This is a genomic window from Bacteroidota bacterium (genome assembly GCA_040388375.1).
Classification (GTDB): domain Bacteria; phylum Bacteroidota; class Bacteroidia; order UKL13-3; family UKL13-3; genus JAAFJM01.
Genome location: JAZKBU010000006.1, coordinates 135,497 through 154,511 on the forward strand (window position 1 = coordinate 135,497; position 19,015 = coordinate 154,511).

17 protein-coding genes are annotated in these 19,015 nt (G+C 34.9%); 10 read left to right on the forward strand and 7 right to left on the reverse strand.

What is annotated here, in order from left to right; all coding sequences use genetic code 11:
- Nucleotides 1–270: 270 nt before the first annotated feature.
- Nucleotides 271–1,449 (forward strand): HTH domain-containing protein, encoded by a 1,179-nt coding sequence (locus tag V4538_10500; protein ID MES2381460.1) that lies wholly within the window; start codon nt 271–273, stop codon nt 1,447–1,449.
- Nucleotides 1,450–1,552: 103 nt separating this feature from the next.
- On the opposite strand, the gene V4538_10505 is transcribed toward V4538_10500, so the two are convergent.
- Nucleotides 1,553–1,774, reverse strand: coding sequence for a DUF2795 domain-containing protein (locus V4538_10505; GenBank protein MES2381461.1), 222 nt, complete (start codon nt 1,772–1,774; stop codon nt 1,553–1,555).
- A 150-nt stretch (nt 1,775–1,924) separates the two neighbouring features.
- Between V4538_10505 and V4538_10510 the strand changes: the two genes are divergently transcribed.
- On the forward strand, nt 1,925–2,728 hold the full coding sequence (locus V4538_10510) for a hypothetical protein (GenBank protein MES2381462.1): 804 nt from the start codon (nt 1,925–1,927) through the stop codon (nt 2,726–2,728).
- Between the two features lie 142 nt (nt 2,729–2,870).
- Here the strand turns inward: V4538_10510 and V4538_10515 are convergent, their stop codons facing one another.
- The 6 genes from V4538_10515 to V4538_10540 form a co-directional block, all read right to left on the reverse strand.
- The gene (locus V4538_10515) at nt 2,871–3,488 is read right to left on the reverse strand and encodes a hypothetical protein (protein MES2381463.1); all 618 of its coding nucleotides are present in this window, start codon (nt 3,486–3,488) and stop codon (nt 2,871–2,873) included.
- Nucleotides 3,489–3,547: 59 nt separating this feature from the next.
- On the reverse strand, nt 3,548–5,881 hold the full coding sequence (locus V4538_10520; protein ID MES2381464.1) for a TonB-dependent receptor: 2,334 nt from the start codon (nt 5,879–5,881) through the stop codon (nt 3,548–3,550).
- Nucleotides 5,882–6,016: 135 nt separating this feature from the next.
- Nucleotides 6,017–6,412, reverse strand: a complete 396-nt coding sequence (locus V4538_10525; protein ID MES2381465.1) for a hypothetical protein — start codon at nt 6,410–6,412, stop codon at nt 6,017–6,019.
- Nucleotides 6,413–6,549: 137 nt separating this feature from the next.
- Nucleotides 6,550–8,163, reverse strand: coding sequence for a CTP synthase (locus V4538_10530; protein ID MES2381466.1), 1,614 nt, complete (start codon nt 8,161–8,163; stop codon nt 6,550–6,552).
- 191 nt (nt 8,164–8,354) lie between these two features.
- The gene (locus tag V4538_10535; GenBank protein MES2381467.1) at nt 8,355–9,125 is read right to left on the reverse strand and encodes a DUF1223 domain-containing protein; all 771 of its coding nucleotides are present in this window, start codon (nt 9,123–9,125) and stop codon (nt 8,355–8,357) included.
- A gap of 46 nt (nt 9,126–9,171) precedes the next feature.
- Complete coding sequence (locus V4538_10540; GenBank protein MES2381468.1) at nt 9,172–9,318, reverse strand: hypothetical protein; 147 nt, start codon at nt 9,316–9,318, stop codon at nt 9,172–9,174.
- Nucleotides 9,319–9,357: 39 nt separating this feature from the next.
- Here V4538_10540 and V4538_10545 point away from each other — a divergent pair, with 39 nt between their 5' ends.
- The 8 genes from V4538_10545 (at nt 9,358) to V4538_10580 (ending at nt 19,015) form a co-directional block, all read left to right on the forward strand.
- Nucleotides 9,358–10,512 (forward strand): methionine aminotransferase, encoded by a 1,155-nt coding sequence (locus tag V4538_10545; protein ID MES2381469.1) that lies wholly within the window; start codon nt 9,358–9,360, stop codon nt 10,510–10,512.
- Between the two features lie 6 nt (nt 10,513–10,518).
- Complete coding sequence (locus tag V4538_10550) at nt 10,519–11,316, forward strand: amidohydrolase (GenBank protein ID MES2381470.1); 798 nt, start codon at nt 10,519–10,521, stop codon at nt 11,314–11,316.
- Nucleotides 11,317–11,380: 64 nt separating this feature from the next.
- Nucleotides 11,381–12,490: a DUF1573 domain-containing protein gene (locus V4538_10555; GenBank protein ID MES2381471.1), complete on the forward strand. Its 1,110-nt coding sequence runs from the start codon at nt 11,381–11,383 to the stop codon at nt 12,488–12,490.
- A 51-nt stretch (nt 12,491–12,541) separates the two neighbouring features.
- Complete coding sequence (locus V4538_10560) at nt 12,542–13,987, forward strand: trypsin-like peptidase domain-containing protein (protein MES2381472.1); 1,446 nt, start codon at nt 12,542–12,544, stop codon at nt 13,985–13,987.
- 55 nt (nt 13,988–14,042) lie between these two features.
- Nucleotides 14,043–15,482 carry an oligosaccharide flippase family protein gene (locus V4538_10565; GenBank protein MES2381473.1) on the forward strand — a complete coding sequence of 480 codons (1,440 nt, stop codon included), beginning with the start codon at nt 14,043–14,045 and terminating at the stop codon, nt 15,480–15,482.
- A gap of 52 nt (nt 15,483–15,534) precedes the next feature.
- Nucleotides 15,535–16,539 (forward strand): Wzz/FepE/Etk N-terminal domain-containing protein, encoded by a 1,005-nt coding sequence (locus tag V4538_10570; protein ID MES2381474.1) that lies wholly within the window; start codon nt 15,535–15,537, stop codon nt 16,537–16,539.
- Between the two features lie 2 nt (nt 16,540–16,541).
- The gene (locus V4538_10575; protein ID MES2381475.1) at nt 16,542–18,002 is read left to right on the forward strand and encodes an O-antigen ligase family protein; all 1,461 of its coding nucleotides are present in this window, start codon (nt 16,542–16,544) and stop codon (nt 18,000–18,002) included.
- A 119-nt stretch (nt 18,003–18,121) separates the two neighbouring features.
- On the forward strand, nt 18,122–19,015 hold the full coding sequence (locus tag V4538_10580; protein MES2381476.1) for a T9SS type A sorting domain-containing protein: 894 nt from the start codon (nt 18,122–18,124) through the stop codon (nt 19,013–19,015).

The window sequence follows — 19,015 nt, forward strand, 5'->3', positions numbered from 1 at the left end:
CTTGCTATTTATTATTAATTATAATTTGCAATTATATTATAATTTACTTTCATTATTGGCACTAAATATTACCTGGCAATAGCCTATCGTTAAGCAATTATTAACACCAAAAAATTCAACTGTCTATTTTCTCTAGTCCAGCTAAGTTACTGTATTATCAATAGCTAACAGCAATGCAAGTATAAATAAAAACACTTCCATTGGCTTATCCACCATACACTGCGCTAAGCTCCATTTTGGCCATAAAATGTCGCACTTATATTCGTATCAATGATACTGATTAACAAATACGAGCCTGCTATTAGCATTGATGAAGCCTTTGTACAATGCCTGCATCAATATGAAGAATTGAAAAAGATTTTCAATTTTATTGATTTGCCAGAAAGTATTGTAGAAACAGAACAAATAAACAGTTCTATTCTTCGTAACTACTATGCCAATGCTATTGACCATAATTTGTTAGAAGTAAAAACAGTTAAATATATAGTTAACAAAAATGTGCGCCCAAGTGGCTCAGCCGAAGGTGCCGTTTACCAATACTTTAAAGCTGAACAGTTTTTACAGGCACATATAGCCGAACCTTTATCATTATCGTTAATTTACCAATTACACAAAGTATTGGTTACCGATTTGTACAACCAAACGCCAGAAGTAAGCTTATTCAACAACAACTCATTTAAGCAACCGGAAAAACTACATCAGGAAACCGAAATGGAGTTAGACAGTTTGTTTGAGTTTTTAAATAACGACAGTGAATTCCATCCTATTATTCAAAGTTGGATATTACATTTTAAAGTATTGGCATTACCGCTATTCAGTGAAGCCAAAAACAAATTTGCATCGTTGTTACAAAACTTCTGGTTACGTAAACATAACATGGACTTAAACGGTATGTTAAGTTTAGAGCACGAGTTGTACATTCAAAAAAATGAATACCAATCGTACTTCCATGAAAACAAAAAAACGGATGCTCCTGTTAACAACGACCAACATTTAAACGACAAAATAACTTTTGGACTGGAACTACACGCTAACCAATTAACACGCTTATACCAATTATTACAATCGTATTTCCGCAAGCAAATTGATTACGATAAGTTAACACCTCGTCAGAAAAACATTATGAACTTTGTTTTTCAACGTGGTTATAAGTTAAAAGAAATTGACGACTCTATTTTAAACAAACGCCAGAAGTTAATCATGTACATTATACAACACCGCGGTTTTGTAAGCACCAAAGAATTGGTAAGTGAGTTTGAGTGTAACCGCAAAACCATTCAGCGTGATTTTGTGCATTTATTGGAATTAAACCTCGTAAAAGTAATTGGTCAAGGTAGCGCCTTAAAATATTCGCTTAATCTGGACGAACACAAACATGAGCCTATTAACGAATACCAAGCGGTTTACCTTAAAAACAGTGACGAGCAGGTTATATTAGGCGAAGTGTAGATTCAATTCATGTAGAGATGTTGCATGCAACGTCTTTACATGATGAAAACCCTATAAAACAAAAAAAGGAACTTAAATAACTCAAGTTCCTTTTTTTATAATCTTACAACTCATCTTCATTGTAAAAATAATCTTCATTTGTTGGGTAATCAGGCCAAATCTCCTCTATACCTTCAAATGGCTCTCCATCGTCTTCTATTTCTTGTAAGTTTTCAATTACTTCAAGTGGAGCACCACTTCTAATTCCATAATCAATTAACTCATCTTTTGTTGCAGGCCAAGGTGCATCATCTAAATAAGAAGCAAGTTCAAGTGTCCAATACATAATATTATAAGGTTTTTAAATTTAACGCGAAAATATATTTTATTCGCACTTAAGCAACCACAAAATATTTACTTAAAAAAAAATTATTATTGATTTAAACCTTTTGGTAAATAATACATCAGACTGGCATAAATTAAATAAAATCATTTTATGAAACGCAAACTATTAATCGCCATTATGGCCTTAGGTTCAGTAAGTTTAGTTCTTTCTTCGTGTAAAAAAGACAAAGAAAATGACTTTGATACTGAAAGTACCGTTGACAATAGTAATTCTGAAAGCAGTTTTGACCAGGTTTTTAAACAAGTGGATGAAGCTGCCAGCAGCAAAGCTTTAGGAAAAACAGGCCCGACCGTTACTATTGACTCCAGCAGTTCACCAAAAGTAATGACCATTGATTATGGAACGGGTACTATTTGCAACGATTTAAAAGTGCGCAGTGGTAAAATAATTGTTACCTACACCGGCAGATACAGGGAAACAGGAACAGTTATACATGTGACGTTTGAGAATTTTGTGCAAAATGGTAAACGTATCAACAATGCATCAACCAAAACCATTACCAATAATGGCCGCAATGGACAAGGTAATTTAAGTTGGACTATACAGGTAAATGCTTCTATTTTACTGGAAACAGGCCAAACCATTACTTGGAATTCAACCCGCAGCCGTACCTGGATAGCAGGCGAAAGCACTCCTGCTGATTGGACCGATGATAAATATGAAATTACCGGTAGCACAACAGGTACAAACCGCAGAGGTGTAAACTACACTTGTAATATTACCTCACCTTTATTAATTGATTTAAGCTGTAACCTACGCAGAATAACCAAAGGTATAGTTGAACTGACTCCTGAAGGTAAAAATGCACGTACCATTGATTTTGGAAATGGTGAGTGCGATAACGAAGCTACCTGCAATGTTAATGGCAGAAGCTTTAAAATAGGTAAATTTTAAAATATATTTCATAAGTATATTGGTTAAACACCCAAAGCCGCAAATTTTTCAATTTGCGGCTTATCTATTTTTATACTTTATACTAAAAAAGCCGGTATCCTCTTTCGAGCATATCGGCTTTTTTGTTAGCTATGATTAATGTTTACTTTAACTTAACAGGAAAGTTAATATCAATATCACTCTCTGCCGATTTAGCCGTTGTTTTAGGCACACCATCATAATGGCTCAATACCATATTTAAGGACCCTAGCAAAGGCGTTGTATACGAAGCATTGCTGGTGGTATTTAAATGAAACTCCAAACCAACCGGTAATGCAGGTGTATTGTTGTCAAAATCCAATATCTCCGTTTCAAACTTATCATCCAGGTTACTGCTGGCCGTGTAAAAAAACTGGTGCATATTTTTCTCGTCTTCAATGGCATAAGAAACCGTATCAACAGGTATTTTTGTTTTATCTAAAATAAGGACATGGCAATGGTATTCAATACCCGTATCCAAAGCCAAAGTATCAATAACGGGATTTAAGCCTCCGTCACCATCCAAATCTTCCCACTTATAGCTAAAATGGTATTGGGTATTATTAGGATCATCGTGGTTATAACCATTAATAATGATAGTAGTTAATACTTCCTGCGGATTGGTAGCAACAGGTTGTTTGGGGTCATCTTTTTTACACGAGGAAATGACTAATATGGTAAATACTGTTAGCATAGCTAAAGTACTTAATTGTTTTGTGATGAAATTATTGTTTGTGTTCATGATTTTTTGATTAAATGTTTTTACTGTTATTTTTTTATTGTTTATCTTATCGTCTGTTATTACTTCCCAAACGGAATAGTTAATTTTAAACTAATATTTCTGCCCGGGTCTAATGCGTAATAACGATACCTGCTTAAATAATCGCGGTAGGAGGTATTAAATATGTTTTGTACACCAATACTCCAACGAATATTTGCTTTGGCTATATTACTCCCACCAAAAGCCATATCAAATAATTGATAAGCTGCCGGAGGATTTGTAAAATCTATACCCAAAGGAACTCTTATCTGCTCAAATACATATTGATAATTGACTTGAAAAAAAGCATTTTTTATTTTTTTAAGCGATGATATTTGCCACGTTAAACTACTTTGTATTTTATTAGCCGGCATAAATATTAAGGGCACATTTTTGCTTATATCATTGGCATATAAAAAAGTATAGGCAGTAGTTACATCTATGTTTTTATGCAATTGATAGCTTATATTGGTTTCAAAGCCTTGCAGCAAAGCATTTGTTTGCATATAATTAAACACAGGAAATACACCCCTGAAACTGGTATTAAAAGTGTTGCTCGGCAGGCGGTATATAAAGTTATTGATTACATTATTGTAAAGGCTTATATCAAACGCTAATTTGTTTTTAGCATACTTAAGCGTTAACTCACTATTATAACTTTGTTCCATTTGTAAACCGGCATTACCTTGCTCATAAGTAGCTACTGCTGCATGCAAACCTTGTGCGTACAATTCATTAATACTTGGAGGTCGCCAGGCAGTACTAAAACTACCCGTTATTTTCCATTGCGTATTAAAGAGGTAAGCTACACCCGCAGAACCCGATGCGTTATGGTAATAAAGCGTATTGTTTAACACCACATTGTTTACATTGATATAGCGTGTTAAGTCCATCCAATCATACCGAATACCCGCCTCTGCCTGCCAGTGTTTTTTATTCCATTTTTCTATAATAAATAAGCCATAATTATTACTTATAAAATTAGGAATAAAAAACTGTTTGCCCGTAGCGTAGTTACCTTGGTTGGTATAACTTAAACCCAACAAACCTTTAACACCAAAATACTTTTTGTGTTCGTATTTCACATTTACTTGGTTTGTTGTTAATGTTAAATCGTAAACAGGTTTATCTTTTAAATCGCTGTTGGCATTTAAAAAACTCAATACATCAAATTCCTGTCGGTTATTTACTTGTTGGCTTATGTCTACACTTAACTTACTTACATTTTTAAACTGATAAAACCATTTTACTGCATTTATTATATGCGTAACATCTTGCCTTGGGCGTCCGATCTGATACGTAAAATCTTTAATTACGCTGGGCCTTCCACTAGCAATGGTATTCTCCAAATCAGTTCTGTTGTGTAAATGTGCAGCACGTAATATACCCAGGCTCGATTGAAAATAACTAAACGTATACTCAATGCTGCTATGTTTAAACCGGTATTGCGCAGCCATATTTACATCAAACTCCGTAAAAGCCGTATTGCTTAAAATATATTCAGGTGTTTTCGCATCGCCAGCCTTGCGGTAACTGCTTTGTAAACGCCAGCTTAAATTTTGCTTTTTTAGATGATTACCTTCTACAAATAAACTATTAGCCACTTGCCAGTTATTACTAAACGCATTTAAAGTATAAGCACCGGCTATTCCATTTTGCTGTTTAAAATCTTTAGCCGAAACTTTAATAACACCACCAATGGCTTCCGGCCCATACTGCAAACCACTGGCTCCTTTTATTACTTCTATTTTATTAATGGCAAACGGATCAATTTCAGGTCCGTGGTCGGCACCCCAATTTTGTCCTTCTTGTTTAACACCATTATTTAAAGTAACCAATCTGTTGCTATGTAAACCTCTTATAACAGGTTTGACAATACTTGGCCCACTGCTTAACAAAGTAATACCCGGTGTATTTTTCAGCATTTCACCCATTGTTTGTCCGCGTAAAATATCCAGTTTTTTAGCATCTATAAGCAAATGGTTTTGTAAATTATAATCGCTTAATGCTAAATTTTTATCCGTATTAATCACTACTTCATGCAAATGGTTTTCTTCAGATGCCAGTTCAATTTTCAATAAATCGGTAACAGGTACTTTAACTTTTACCGTAACAGGATGGTAACCTATATAAGCAATGGATAGCTGGTACTTGACTCCTGTTAAATTGGTAAACTCAAAAAAACCTTTGGCATCAGTATAAGTTTTTAACTGGCTGGGCAATAAAGTAACCACAGCGCTTACCAAGGCCTTTTTAGAAACACTGTCCGTAATAATTCCTTGTATGTTATAGGAGGCTTTTTGCTGTGCATAGTTATGGCCTGTAAAAGCCACAAACAATAAACACCCCACAAAAAGTGCTTTTAATTGTGTCAAAATAAAAAAATAAAATGTTTTTTAGATAAGTGTGCTTTACGCACAAAATGAATTCAATTATTTCTACAGACACTGCATTACATGGACTGATTCGTCAAGTCGAAACAATCATGCTGCTTTATCTCAAAATAATTTTTAACTAAAAAAGCTTTGGGGTGGTCCTTTGTTATTGAGCAGTAAAACAAACTGAATTTGTTTATTGATGATGATTTGCTCAAAATAATGTGCTTTAAAAAACTCCATAAAGCTACAAGGGCTTGAAGCTAAACTTATATTTTTTATAAAATGATATTTGCTTACAAAACACTTCTCTCCGCTTTCGTCCACGTGTTGTTCATGGTCACATTGCTTTAAAGAGCTGTCCTGGCAATAATTTTCATCTAACTTACAATGGTGGTCTTCTGTATTTTTTGAAGCACTGGCCACATGATGCACTATTTCCATGTGTTCGTGAAACGCATGAAAAGGAATGAGTGTAGCTATAAAAATAGCTGCAAGCACTAAATGGCAATATGTTTGAATTGTTTTCAAAAAAACCGAAATGCAAAATTAACTTTTGCAAACGTAAAAACTAACCGTTTAAAAAAAGGCGAACTAAAATTTAGTTCGCCTTTTTTATTTGTAAAGACGTTGCATGCAACGTCTTTACAAGATCTCTACCAGATGGGTTAATTACCTAAACTCTTTGTTAAAGCCGCTTTTATAAAGCGTACAAACAAAGGATGCGGGTTTAACACCGTACTTTTATATTCAGGATGAAACTGTACTGCCACAAAATAAGGGTGCGATTTTATTTCAACAATCTCAGCCAGTTTGGTTTCCGGGTTTATACCTGTTATACTTAATCCTTTTTTCTCAAAGTCCTTTTGAAACTTATTGTTAAACTCATAACGGTGGCGGTGACGCTCTGTTATTTTACTTTTTTCATAAGCCTTATATGCCTTACTATCTTTGGCAATTTCACAAGCATAAGAGCCTAAACGCATAGTGCCACCTTTAGCCGTAATATTTTTTTGGTCAGCCATCATATCTATTACCGCATGTTTGGTATGTGCATCCATTTCAGTACTATGTGCATCTTTCCAACCAATTACATTGCGTGCAAACTCAATAACGGCCATTTGCATACCCAAACAAATACCAAAAAATGGAATATTGTTTTCACGTACATATTTTATAGCGGTAATTTTTCCTTCTATTCCCCTATCGCCAAAACCCGGAGCTACTAAAACACCATCCAATTCACCTAATTTCTGCGCTACATTTTCGTCCGAAATTAATTCACTGTGAATATACTGAACCCTTATTCTGCACTCATTGGCAGCACCGGCATGAATAAATGCTTCTATAATTGATTTGTAAGCATCAGGCAATTCAACATATTTCCCCACTAAACCAATTTGCAATTCGTTTTTAGGGTTTTTATGGCGGGTTAAAAACTGTTTCCAGCTATCCAAATCAGGGTCGATTTTAGACGACAACTTCAACCTGTTTAAAGTAATTTTATCCAACTTTTCCTTTAACATCATTAAAGGCACATCGTAAATAGTTGGTACATCCAATGCTTCAATTACCGCATCGGGCGATACATTACAGAACAAAGCTAACTTACGTTTTTGTTCTTTGCTGATTGAATGTTCTGTTCTGCAAACCAATATATCAGCTTGCAAACCACTTTCTAACAATAATTTTACCGAATGTTGGGTCGGTTTGGTTTTAAGCTCTTTGGTCGAACTTAAATAAGGCAATAAAGTTAAATGGATAATTAAACAATCTTCGTCCTTCAATTCCCAATGTAACTGACGAACTGCTTCTATATATGGCAATGATTCAATATCGCCAACCGTTCCACCAATTTCAGTTATTACAATTTCGTACTCACCCGTTTCGCCTAATAATTTTATTCTGCGTTTTATTTCATCTGTAATATGCGGAACTACCTGCACTGTTTTACCTAAAAAAGCACCTTGGCGCTCCTGGTTAATAACATGCTGGTAAATTTTTCCGGTAGTTACATTATTAGCCTGCGAGGTAGGAACATTTAAAAAACGTTCGTAATGGCCTAAATCCAAATCTGTTTCGGCACCATCATCAGTAACATAACATTCGCCATGCTCATAAGGGTTTAAAGTACCCGGATCAACATTAATGTATGGATCTAACTTTTGAATGGTAACAGAATAGCCGCGTGCCTGAAGTAATTTAGCTAATGAAGCAGCAATAATTCCTTTGCCTAATGATGACGTTACACCGCCTGTAACAAAAATGTATTTGGTTTGCATAATTTTTTGTGAATAAAACACAGCTAATGCCTTTACCAAAAACCAATTAAGTATTTTTCCGTAAGCAACAAAGTGTATTTACGGGTCACAAATATAAGTTAATGTGGTTGACAAATTACAAGTCGTTTTCCATATTTTTTAAACATCCTACTTAAGTCCTTTTGTTTAGGTGTTTAAAAAATTCTTTTCGGCTAATTTACCAATTGATCTGCCGCTTTTACGTGCCAGTTATTTTCGTCCTGTATGTAGGTAATAATCCTGCTTTGTTTCAAAGCCACACCAGCAGGCACTCTTATATAAGCTGTCCCTTTAGCCCCTTTTACTTTTTCCGTTTTAAAAACCCTTACTATATTATGGTGGTGCAGTAATTTACCTGCATTTTCTCCTGCAGTTACTTTTGTATAAATATCGTTTTCGGCAATGGCAAAATTAATAAGCAAACTATCCGTTTTTCCTAAAATTTCGTACTCAATGGTAATTGAATCGGCATGAGTTTGGTAAGCGTTGGTGGTAATATAATGGGTACTTGGAATTTTTAAATTTTGTTTTATAAATCCGCTTATATTCTTTTTATCAGAACCCGGCACAGTAAACAATCCATTTAAAAAACTTTGTGGCGTGTACATAGCCTGCCCTTTCATTAAACTCAAATAAGTAGCCTGGCGTTTGGTATTTAAACTATCGCTGTATTTATCAACCCAGCCGCTTTTATCCCACACATCCACATGAAAATCCAATATATAAACCGGTTGAAAAGCACTGTCAACCACATGGCGTAATTCACCTAAAAACTTATCAGCCTCAGGGCAGCTACTACAGCCTTCCGAGCTAAAATTTTCAATTACTACAGATGGTCTGTAAACCCTGCTTGAATCTTTTTTCAATAACTGCGCATAGGCATTATTGAAAAAGAAAACACACAAACAAAAAGCTACTAATAATTTTATATTTACTATTTTCATGAATTGGGTTACACTAAAAATTTTGCCAAAATTATATTATTAACATTTAAAAATTTATCAAAATTGCTTCCGTTATCGTCATATTTATTTCTACTCCCGTTAAAACAAATCTATCTACCGTTAAAATATTTTTTTTGATGGCAAATAAAGCAAGTCCCCTGTCAACTAAAAACTTATTAACAATAACAGTCATTGTTTTGCCTTATCAAACCAATATTTGCATATTGCAAGCATGCAATTCAGTGGGTCTATAAAAACTAAATTACCTAAGGTTAACACCAGTATTTTTGCTGTAATGACAGCTTTGGCTAATGAGCATGGTGCCATTAATTTAGCACAAGGCTTTCCGGATTTTTCTGTATCGCCTAAATTAATTGAACTGGTAAATAAATACATGCAACAAGGCATGAATCAATATGCACCTATGCCTGGCCTATTGAGTTTACGCGAAAAAATAGCACAAAAAACATTTGATTTATACTCAGCCCAATATGACCCCAATACAGAAATAACCATTGTACCCGGGGCTACACACGGCATTTATGCAGTAATGAGTGCTGTTATAAGAGAGGGTGATGAAGTAATAATAATTGAACCTTGTTACGACAGTTATGTACCCGCTATTGAATTAAATGGTGGCAGAGCGGTGTACGTTGAGCTCAAATTACCTGAATTTAAAGTTGACTGGAACGAAGTAAAAAAACTGGTTAACTATAAAACCAAAATGATTATTATAAATACACCACACAACCCAAGTGGCAGTATTTTAAGTTCGCAAGACTTATTGAAACTGGAAAAAATAGTACGTGGCACTGATGTAATAGTTTGCAGCGATGAAGTGTATGAGCATATTATTTTTGATAAAGTAGAACACCAGAGTGTGGCCAGGTTTCCGGCTTTGGCCGAGCGGAGTTTTATCATTTCATCGTTTGGAAAAACATACCACACTACCGGTTGGAAAATGGGCTATATATTGGCTCCGGCTAACCTGACAACTGAGTTACGCAAAGTGCACCAGTTTATGGCTTTTAGCACCAATACACCCATACAGTATGCCATGGCTGAGTTTATGGACGACACCAGTGCTTACAAAGAGTTGAATGAATTTTATCAGGAGAAAAGAGATTATTTCAGAAAACTACTCAAAGGCTCCAACTTTAAGCTAATGCCTTGTCAGGGAAGTTATTTTCAACTGTTAAACTACGCTAAAATAACCCAAGAAAAAGATACTGAGTTTGCAACCCGCTTAACCAAAGAAAATAAAATTGCAAGTATTCCGGTATCCGTTTTCTACCAAAAACATACCGACAATAATTTACTCCGCTTTTGTTTTGCCAAACAAAACGAAACATTGGAGAAAGCAGCAGAAAAACTAGTTAAAATATAAATAGCTATGCAAAACGAGGAAACCGATAAACTCTCCATAACCTTAATACAAAGTAATTTGTTTTGGGAAAATAAACGTGGCAACCTCAATCAATTTGCAAACCGAATTTCGAACCTAACTACCAAAATAGATATTATTGTTTTGCCCGAAATGTTTTCGACCAGTTTTACGATGAATGCCGAAAAACTAAGCGAACCAATGGATGGCATTACCGTTACCTGGATGAAAGAGGTAGCTAATTTTACAGGGGCAGCCGTTTGTGGCAGTGTAATTATTAAAGAAGGCACTGCTGTTTACAACCGCTTTATATGGATAGAACCGGGTGGCTACATTACCTTTTACGACAAAGCCCATTTGTTTAGAATGGGTGAAGAAAATAAACATTATGATGCAGGCAAAACCCGCACCATTATTAACTATAAAGGTTGGAAAATAGCACCCTTTGTTTGTTACGATTTGCGTTTTCCTGTTTGGCTGAAAAGAACCACTTCATTTGATTACGATTTAATGATAGTAGTAGCAAGCTGGCCCGAAAAAAGAAGTGCCCACTGGCAAGTGCTATCACAAGCACGTGCCATTGAAAACCAATGTTATGTAGCAGCACTAAATAGAGTTGGCGAAGATGGAAATCAGGTAACCTTCGATGGTAAATCAGCTTTGTACAACCCGCAGGGGAAAATAATTAACCAGCTTACTTCAGACGAATTTGAAGAAACATACACCATTCATTTACCTGAGTTAAAAACATATAGAAAAGCCTTCCCTGTGTGGCTTGATGACGATGACTTTGAAATAAAAAAATAATACACGCAACTATTTATTTTTAATTACATCAAACAAAAACTAACAAACTTTATTATATATAAACATGAACAGACTTCTTATTCTATTTATTTGCTTCACTTTTTCTTCTCATTTAAGCTTTGCACAAAAAAACAAATCAACTAAAAAAGAAACCGTAGTTGAAAAGGCAAATTTTCAAATGGACGAAATCGAATTTGACTTTGGTGTGGTAAATGAAAACGGAGGATTGCTTATTCACGAATTTTCTATTAAAAACACAGGTAATGTTCCGCTACTTATAAAAAACATTGATCCTGAGTGTGGTTGTACCAAAACCGAATACTCAGACAAACCAATACCTGTTGGCTCAGTTGGTTATATAAAAGCCGTGTTTAACCCGATAGGCAGACCCGGTATGTTTAGAAAAGCCATTACCATATTTACCAATACCGAAAAAGAAAAATCGCAAATATTTTTAAAAGGCAATGTAGCTCCTGCCAAATATGAGTTTAACTCAACCTACACTTACCAGTATGGTTTTTTAGCGGTTAATAACAACACGTTTAACTTTAACGTTTTAAATACCAAATCAGACAGTACTTACTTAAGAATGTACAACCTGAGCAATAAAAAAATAACCATCAACAAAATAATGACTCCTAACAATATTGAAATTACAGGCCCTTATTACGAAATAAGACCTAATACCGATATTGAATTATTGATTAAATACAGGCCTAAAAGCCCCGATGATTTTGGAGACTTTAGTCAGGAAGTAAAACTAATGACCAATGACGATTCATTGCCGATAAAACTCATTTATATTAATTCAACTGTTAAAGAAGACTTCTCCTACTTAGGCCCTAAAGACTTGAAAAAAGCACCTAAGTTTACCATTGATAAGTTAGCCCATAACTTTGGCGATATTGGCCATAAGGACAATATGAATACCGAGTTTACCATAACCAACAAAGGCAAACAGGATTTAATTATCAGAAAAATTAAACGCTCATGCAATTGTGTAAGTGCCGATATGGAAACAATGGTGATTAAACCTAAACAAAAGGTGAAATTAAAAGTGGGTTACACTTCATTTAACACAGTAGGTATTGATTACCGACAAATTAAATTAATTACCAATGATCCTAAAAATCCGGAAATTGTTTTAAATATTATTGCCAATATTGTGCGATAATTTTAAACTTTTTAAATTTGCATTCTCGTTAATTAAACTTTTTTATTGAAAATGATGATGAATAGAATAGCTATTATTTTAGTAAGTTTTATCAGCGGACTTGCCGGTTCCTATGTGTTTTACAAAACAATTGTTCCTGTAGTACTAGTTCAGGATTTTAGTAACAACAAAACAGAAGCCGAAGTTTCAGCCATCAGTTACAAAGGCAGCAGTTTAAACAATACTGATTTTGTAAAAGCTTCGGCTCTGTCAACACCAAGCGTAGTGTTTATTAAAACATTAAGCAACCAACGCAATTATGTTGATCCTTCATTTGACTTTTTTAACAATTTCGACTTTTTTGGAAGACGCGGTCCTGTAGCCAGCTCGGGCAGTGGTGTAATAGTAAGCACTGATGGTTATATAGTAACCAATTACCATGTAATAAAAGATGCCACCACCATTGAAGTTATTTTAAACAACAACAAACAATCATACCCGGCCAAGTTAATTGGCAGCGATCCATCAACAGACATAGCCGTACTGAAAATTGAAGGCAAAAATTTACCCCACATTGTATTTGGCAACAGCGATGATGTAGCCATAGGCGAATGGGTTTTAGCTGTTGGTAATCCATTCAATTTAACATCGACCGTTACAGCCGGTATAGTAAGTGCAAAAGGCCGTAACATCAATATAGTAAACAACCAGTTTCCTATAGAATCATTTATACAAACCGATGCAGCTATTAACCCCGGTAACAGTGGTGGTGCTTTGGTTGATTTAGAAGGCCGCTTAATTGGTATTAACACCGCTATTTCAAGCCAAACAGGAAGTTATATTGGTTACGGATTTGCCATTCCGGCCAACATCGTTTCAAAAATTTTCCAGGATTTAGTTAAGTTTAAAGAAGTGCAAAGAGGTTACACCGGTATGGACATTGTCGATATAGATAGTCGCTTGGCACAAAAATTAAATATAAGCAATAACTTAGGTGTATATGTAAATTCAGTATTAGCCGAAGGACCTGCTGATAAATCAGGCATTAGAACTGGTGATGTGATTGTTAAAATAAACGGTAAGGATATTGACAGCAAAGCCATATTTGATGAATACATTGCTTATATGCGCCCGGGTGATAAAGCCAAATTCACCTTGCTAAGAAATGGCAAAGAAGTAGAATCGAGCATTGAACTATTAAACAGAGAAGGCACTACCGTTATTATGCGCAAAGGAACTGTTAGTTCAGAGTTATTGGGTGCCGACTTCCAGGCTTTACCTAAACTGGAAAGAGACAAATTGGGTATTAAAAACGGTATTCGCATTAGCAATATACGCAACGGAAAAATTGCCAATATCGGCTTAAACGAAGGCTTTATATTAATTGCCTTAAACAAAAGAGAATACGAACGTCCGGAAGATTTAATTAAAGATTTTGAACAGGTAAGAGGGCAAGTGGTAATGGAAGGTATTATGCCAAATGGTGGCCGTATGGTGTTTAGTACTTACGTGTACTAGCATTTACGCTTTTGCAATATGCCAATAGCTATAATAAACTATATTTGCCCTTTGCATGAGAAAAACTTTTATTACCAACCTAATATTAATGTTGGGTGTAAACCTGCTTATAAAACCCTTTTGGATATTAGGTATTGATAGAGTTGTACAAAACAAATTAGGTTTTGATGTTTATGGGCAATACTATATTTTATTCAATTTTGCCTTACTACTATCCGTTTTACTCGATTTTGGCATAGCCAGTTATACCACTTCCAGCCTTGCCCGTAACCTCAATCTGCTCGAAAAACAGTTTCCTGCTTTACTAACGGTAAAAATTATTTTTTCAGGTATTTACTTATTGGCCACCTTAATACTGGCTATTGTTTTAAACTTTGACAGCAGTATTTGGTATTTGGTTTTTATGCTTGCTATTAACCAGATACTATCGTTTTTTCATATCTATTTCCGAAGCACCATAAGCGGTTTACAACTATTTAAAACCGACTCGCTATTTTCAGTAGTTGATAAGTTTTTAATGATTGTGCTCTGCGTTATTTTAATTTGGGGTAATGTATTTGAGCTTACCATACTTAATTTTATATATGCGCAAACATTGGCTTATTTCCTAAGCGCCCTCGCTTCGTTTTTATTTGTACGCACCAAATTAACACATATTCAATTATCGTTTGATAAAGCAACCCTTTGGCAGGTTTACAAGCAAACAGCCCCTTATGCTTTGCTGGCACTGATAATGACTTTATACACCCGTACCGACAATATTTTAATTGGAAAATTATTACCCGATGGCGATTACCACGATGGTATTTATGCTTTAGGCTATCGCTTATTGGAAGCCGCTAATATGTTTGCCGCTTTGGTATCTATGCTATTGTTGCCCATTTTCTCCAAAATGATTGCCGAAAAACAAAAGCTAATGCCCATTATTGAATTGGCGTTAGGCTTAATGGTAGCTCCGGGTTTAATATTTGGTGTAGCCTGTTTTAGTTTTCAAAGCGAAATAATGCTTTTGCTTTCGCCCAATGCTACTAATTATGCTATCAGTGTTTTTGGTTATGTAATCCTTTGTTTTATACCACTCACTTTTATGTATATTTTTGGCACCTTATTAACAGCCAATACATCCCTTAAAACATTAAATATATTAGCCGCTATAGCTTTTGCTATTAATTTTATTCTAAACCTCATACTTATTCCTAAGTACCAGGCTTTAGGCGCAGCCTATGCAGCTATTATTACTCAAGGTTTTATTGGTTTAACCAATACCATTTATGCTTATAAAATATTAAAACTACCTTATAACTTAATGCTGTATTTTAAGTTACTGATTTTATTAGTTTTAGTAATACTTGCCGCCACTATTTGCAAAACATATACTATTGCGTTAATTCCCTCGTTAATAGTGCTTGGATTTGTTGGTTTTTTAACAATTTTTGTTTTTAAACTGTTGGATATAAAGCAGCTAAACGTTTTATTAAAGAGCAAATTCAATTAAAATTTCGCACCTAAACATATTTTTATATTTTTGGCCTATTCATAATTAAACAATGACGCAAGAAAAAAGAACGTACTATTTTGAACTAGTTGATGTAGTAAAATTCCTGATTAAGTATAAAAAACCACTTAGTATTATATCAATTGGTGCAGCTATTGTTGCTATTATATTTTCAAGCCCTTGGTTTATTAAACCTTTGTATAAATCAACCGCGGTATTTTATCCTTCTACCAATAACTCTATTTCCTCAGCATTACTTTCAGATACCAGGGTAAAATCAAAAGATCCGTTGGAATTTGGAGAACAAGCCACCGCACAGCAGTTTATTCAAATGCTTGAAAGCGATAATTTAAAAAACAGGGTAATTAGTAATTTTAAATTACGCGAGCATTATAAAATAAGCGAAAGCGATGGCGAAAAAAATTACAAAATGGGTAATTTGTACAAAAAAAATATAAGTGTCCGTAAAACCCCCTATGCCTCTATTGAAGTAAGCGTATTAGACGAAGTGCCTGAAAAAGCAGCAGAAATAGCCAATGGTATTATAGTTTTATTAGATAGCGTAAAAACAGATATACAAAGAAGAGTAGCCTTACAGGCACTGGCCATTGTGGAGCAACAATACAAAAACAAAGAGGCCGAAGTAAACCAGATTAAACAAACCATGCGCGACTTAGGTGCTAAAGGTGTTTATAGTTTTGAAGAGCAATCAAAAGCCTTAACAGAATTAGCAGGAAAAGGTGGCAACCAGGACTATATTAAAAAACAACAAGCCAGTTTAGCGCAATATGGTAGCGAAGCTCTTTCATCACAAGAAACATTGGTGCTTGAGTTAGAAAAGCTGAGTGATTTACGCAAAAAACTAGAACAGGCAAATGTAGATGTAAATGCTACCTTGAGTAATGTATTTGTATTACAACAAGCAACAGCGGCTGAGAAAAAAGCGTATCCTGTTAGATGGTTAATTGTAGCCATATCAATAATGGGTTCTTTTATTATGGGCTGTATCGTGTTATTGTTTACCGAAAAAATTCGCCAAATAAATATTAACGCATAATTTTGGAGTTAAAGCAAAATCAAACTTGGTTTTATGGTATTGGCATTGCATATATTATTTTAAATGCAATAGCTTTATCGTTTGGCTTTGAGTGGTTAGCTGTTTTACCAGTAGTGGCACTTATTTTATTAGCTGCTATTTTCCGTTCCGATTTATTAATATTATTCCTTTCCTTTATTATTCCCCTGTCAATTGAATTTGACAGTATTGGCGGTGGCTTAGGTATTAGCTTACCTGACGAGCCTTTACTTATGCTGTTAACGAGTACCGTTATTTTTAAATACATTATTGATGGCAACTACGATTACAGGATTTTTAAACAACCCATCACCATTGCCATATTTATCAATACTGCCTGGCTCTTGTTTGACTGTGCTTTTAGCGACCATGTATGGGTATCTATTAAATTTGTTATAGCCCGTATCTGGTACATTACTACTTTTTACTTTCTGGCCGTAGTATTGTTTAAAAACATAAAAAACATCCATGCTTTTATCTGGCTGCATATAGCAGGTTTGTTCATCGTTATTGTTTACACCTTTGTACAACACAGCCAATACGATTTTGCACAAATAGTTTCCTTTACCATTATGCAACCCTTTTATGTGGGTCATGGTGTGTATGCAGCGGCTATAGCCTTTTTTATACCTTATTTGTTTTTAAACCTGTTGTATGCTTATCGGTTAAAAATATCACCTTGGTTACTCAGCGTAACAGGTGTTATGTTGATGGCCTTTATACTGGGTGTTATATTTAGCTATACACGTGCGGCTTGGTTAAGCCTTGCTGCTGGTTTTGGCTTACTTTGCCTTATATGGATAAAAATTAAATTCCGTTTTTTATTAGCTGCTTTTATAGCTGTTTTATTAGTGGTATATATAAACAGCGATGAAATTATTTATCGCTTATCCGATAACAAACAAAACAGTGCCGAAGGCTTTGACAGGCATTTAGAATCGGTTAGTAATATCAATAACGATGTATCAAATTTAGAACGTGTAAACAGGTATGTGGCCGCACTCAATATGAATAAAGAACGCCCTTGGTTAGGCTTTGGACCCGGTACTTTTTCATTTGCATACGGAGTATACCAGGAACCTGAATTTGAGACAGAAATTACTACTTATTTTGGCGATGTGGGCGCTTCGCACAACGAGTATCTAGGACCTTTGGCAGAGAGTGGCTGGCCGGGCTTATTAACTTTTTTATTTATTATTTATTTGGTGTATAGTGTTGGTTATAAAATTATTTTCAAAACCAATAATATCGAAGTGAAAATTATTGCCATATCAACCTTAGTAGGTTTATTTACTTACTTAATACATGGCCTTTTAAACAGCTATAGCGAAACTGATAAAATAGCGATTATTCTATGGGGCAGTTTTGCTATTATTACTGCATTAAATCAATACCACTTTCAGTCGTCAGACGAAGTAGATAACTCCCCTTCCCTAAGCAATTAAATTACTTTTCATAAAAAATAGTTCTGACTATCAGTCAATTGTATTTTTATTTATAAATTAGTTTATAATATAAACTAATTTATAAATATTTGCTCCATCAAATTAAAAATACAAACAATATGAAACACTTATTTATTTTACTAATCAGTTCATTTGCTTTTGGCAGCGCTGTAGCCCAACAAGTAGAACCTTTACCAAACGGAAATTTTGAACAATGGGATTCTATTGACGGTTATGCAAATCCCCGTAATTGGTACACACTTAACGAATTAATTGTTTTCGGTTTCCAGGCCACTACCGAAATGACTACAGATGCACACAGTGGTAGTTATGCAGCAAAACTGGAATCAAAAGATGGTCAGTCTGCCGACTTATCAGGTGTAATTTGCACCGGCCCTATTTTAAACGCAAGCGGACAGCCTGATTTTTCGCACATGAAAATTGCTTTTAACAAACGTCCTTCGGCACTTCGTTTCTTTTACAAAACCACATTCAATCTTCCTGACACTGCAGTATTGGGTTACTTTTTAACCAAGTGGAATGCTACTACTCAACAAACTGATACCATAGGAATGGCGCAGGCCGAATTATTCGGAACCTTTAGCACCTACCAACAAGCAGTAATCAATTTTGAATATTTTTCCAATGCAACACCGGATTCTGCTTTTTTCATTGCTTCATCAAGCATAGATGGATTTAACCCAACCGTTGGTTCTACGCTTTACTTAGACGATATGGATTTGTTGTATTATGCTGCAGGAGTGAATGAAACGACTGCAAACTTAAACCGCTTAACCGTTTGGCCTAACCCAACCAACGCTACTATTCATGTAAGTGCTGGTGAAAAAATACTAAACGTTAGCATTTTTGATATGGAGGGTAAGTTAGTTTACGAGGCTAAGCATAACGATACACAATACCAGGCTGATTTAAGCAACTTAAAAGAAGGCTTGTATATTTTACAAACCGAACATGCATCAAGCATTAACCGTACAAAAATTTTAGTTAAGTAA

What these genes read in the sequence shown, in the direction of transcription:
- V4538_10565 (MES2381473.1), top strand. Translation starts at nt 14,043, where the DNA reads ATGAGAAAAACTTTTATTACCAACCTAATATTAATGTTGGGTGTAAAC.
- V4538_10505 (MES2381461.1), bottom strand. Translation starts at nt 1,774, where the DNA reads ATGTATTGGACACTTGAACTTGCTTCTTATTTAGATGATGCACCTTGG.
- V4538_10515 (MES2381463.1), bottom strand. Translation starts at nt 3,488, where the DNA reads ATGAACACAAACAATAATTTCATCACAAAACAATTAAGTACTTTAGCT.
- V4538_10545 (MES2381469.1), top strand. Translation starts at nt 9,358, where the DNA reads ATGCAATTCAGTGGGTCTATAAAAACTAAATTACCTAAGGTTAACACC.
- V4538_10540 (MES2381468.1), bottom strand. Translation starts at nt 9,318, where the DNA reads ATGACTGTTATTGTTAATAAGTTTTTAGTTGACAGGGGACTTGCTTTA.
- V4538_10580 (MES2381476.1), top strand. Translation starts at nt 18,122, where the DNA reads ATGAAACACTTATTTATTTTACTAATCAGTTCATTTGCTTTTGGCAGC.
- V4538_10570 (MES2381474.1), top strand. Translation starts at nt 15,535, where the DNA reads ATGACGCAAGAAAAAAGAACGTACTATTTTGAACTAGTTGATGTAGTA.
- V4538_10530 (MES2381466.1), bottom strand. Translation starts at nt 8,163, where the DNA reads ATGCAAACCAAATACATTTTTGTTACAGGCGGTGTAACGTCATCATTA.
- V4538_10560 (MES2381472.1), top strand. Translation starts at nt 12,542, where the DNA reads ATGATGATGAATAGAATAGCTATTATTTTAGTAAGTTTTATCAGCGGA.
- V4538_10500 (MES2381460.1), top strand. Translation starts at nt 271, where the DNA reads ATGATACTGATTAACAAATACGAGCCTGCTATTAGCATTGATGAAGCC.
- V4538_10555 (MES2381471.1), top strand. Translation starts at nt 11,381, where the DNA reads ATGAACAGACTTCTTATTCTATTTATTTGCTTCACTTTTTCTTCTCAT.
- V4538_10535 (MES2381467.1), bottom strand. Translation starts at nt 9,125, where the DNA reads ATGAAAATAGTAAATATAAAATTATTAGTAGCTTTTTGTTTGTGTGTT.
- V4538_10550 (MES2381470.1), top strand. Translation starts at nt 10,519, where the DNA reads ATGCAAAACGAGGAAACCGATAAACTCTCCATAACCTTAATACAAAGT.
- V4538_10510 (MES2381462.1), top strand. Translation starts at nt 1,925, where the DNA reads ATGAAACGCAAACTATTAATCGCCATTATGGCCTTAGGTTCAGTAAGT.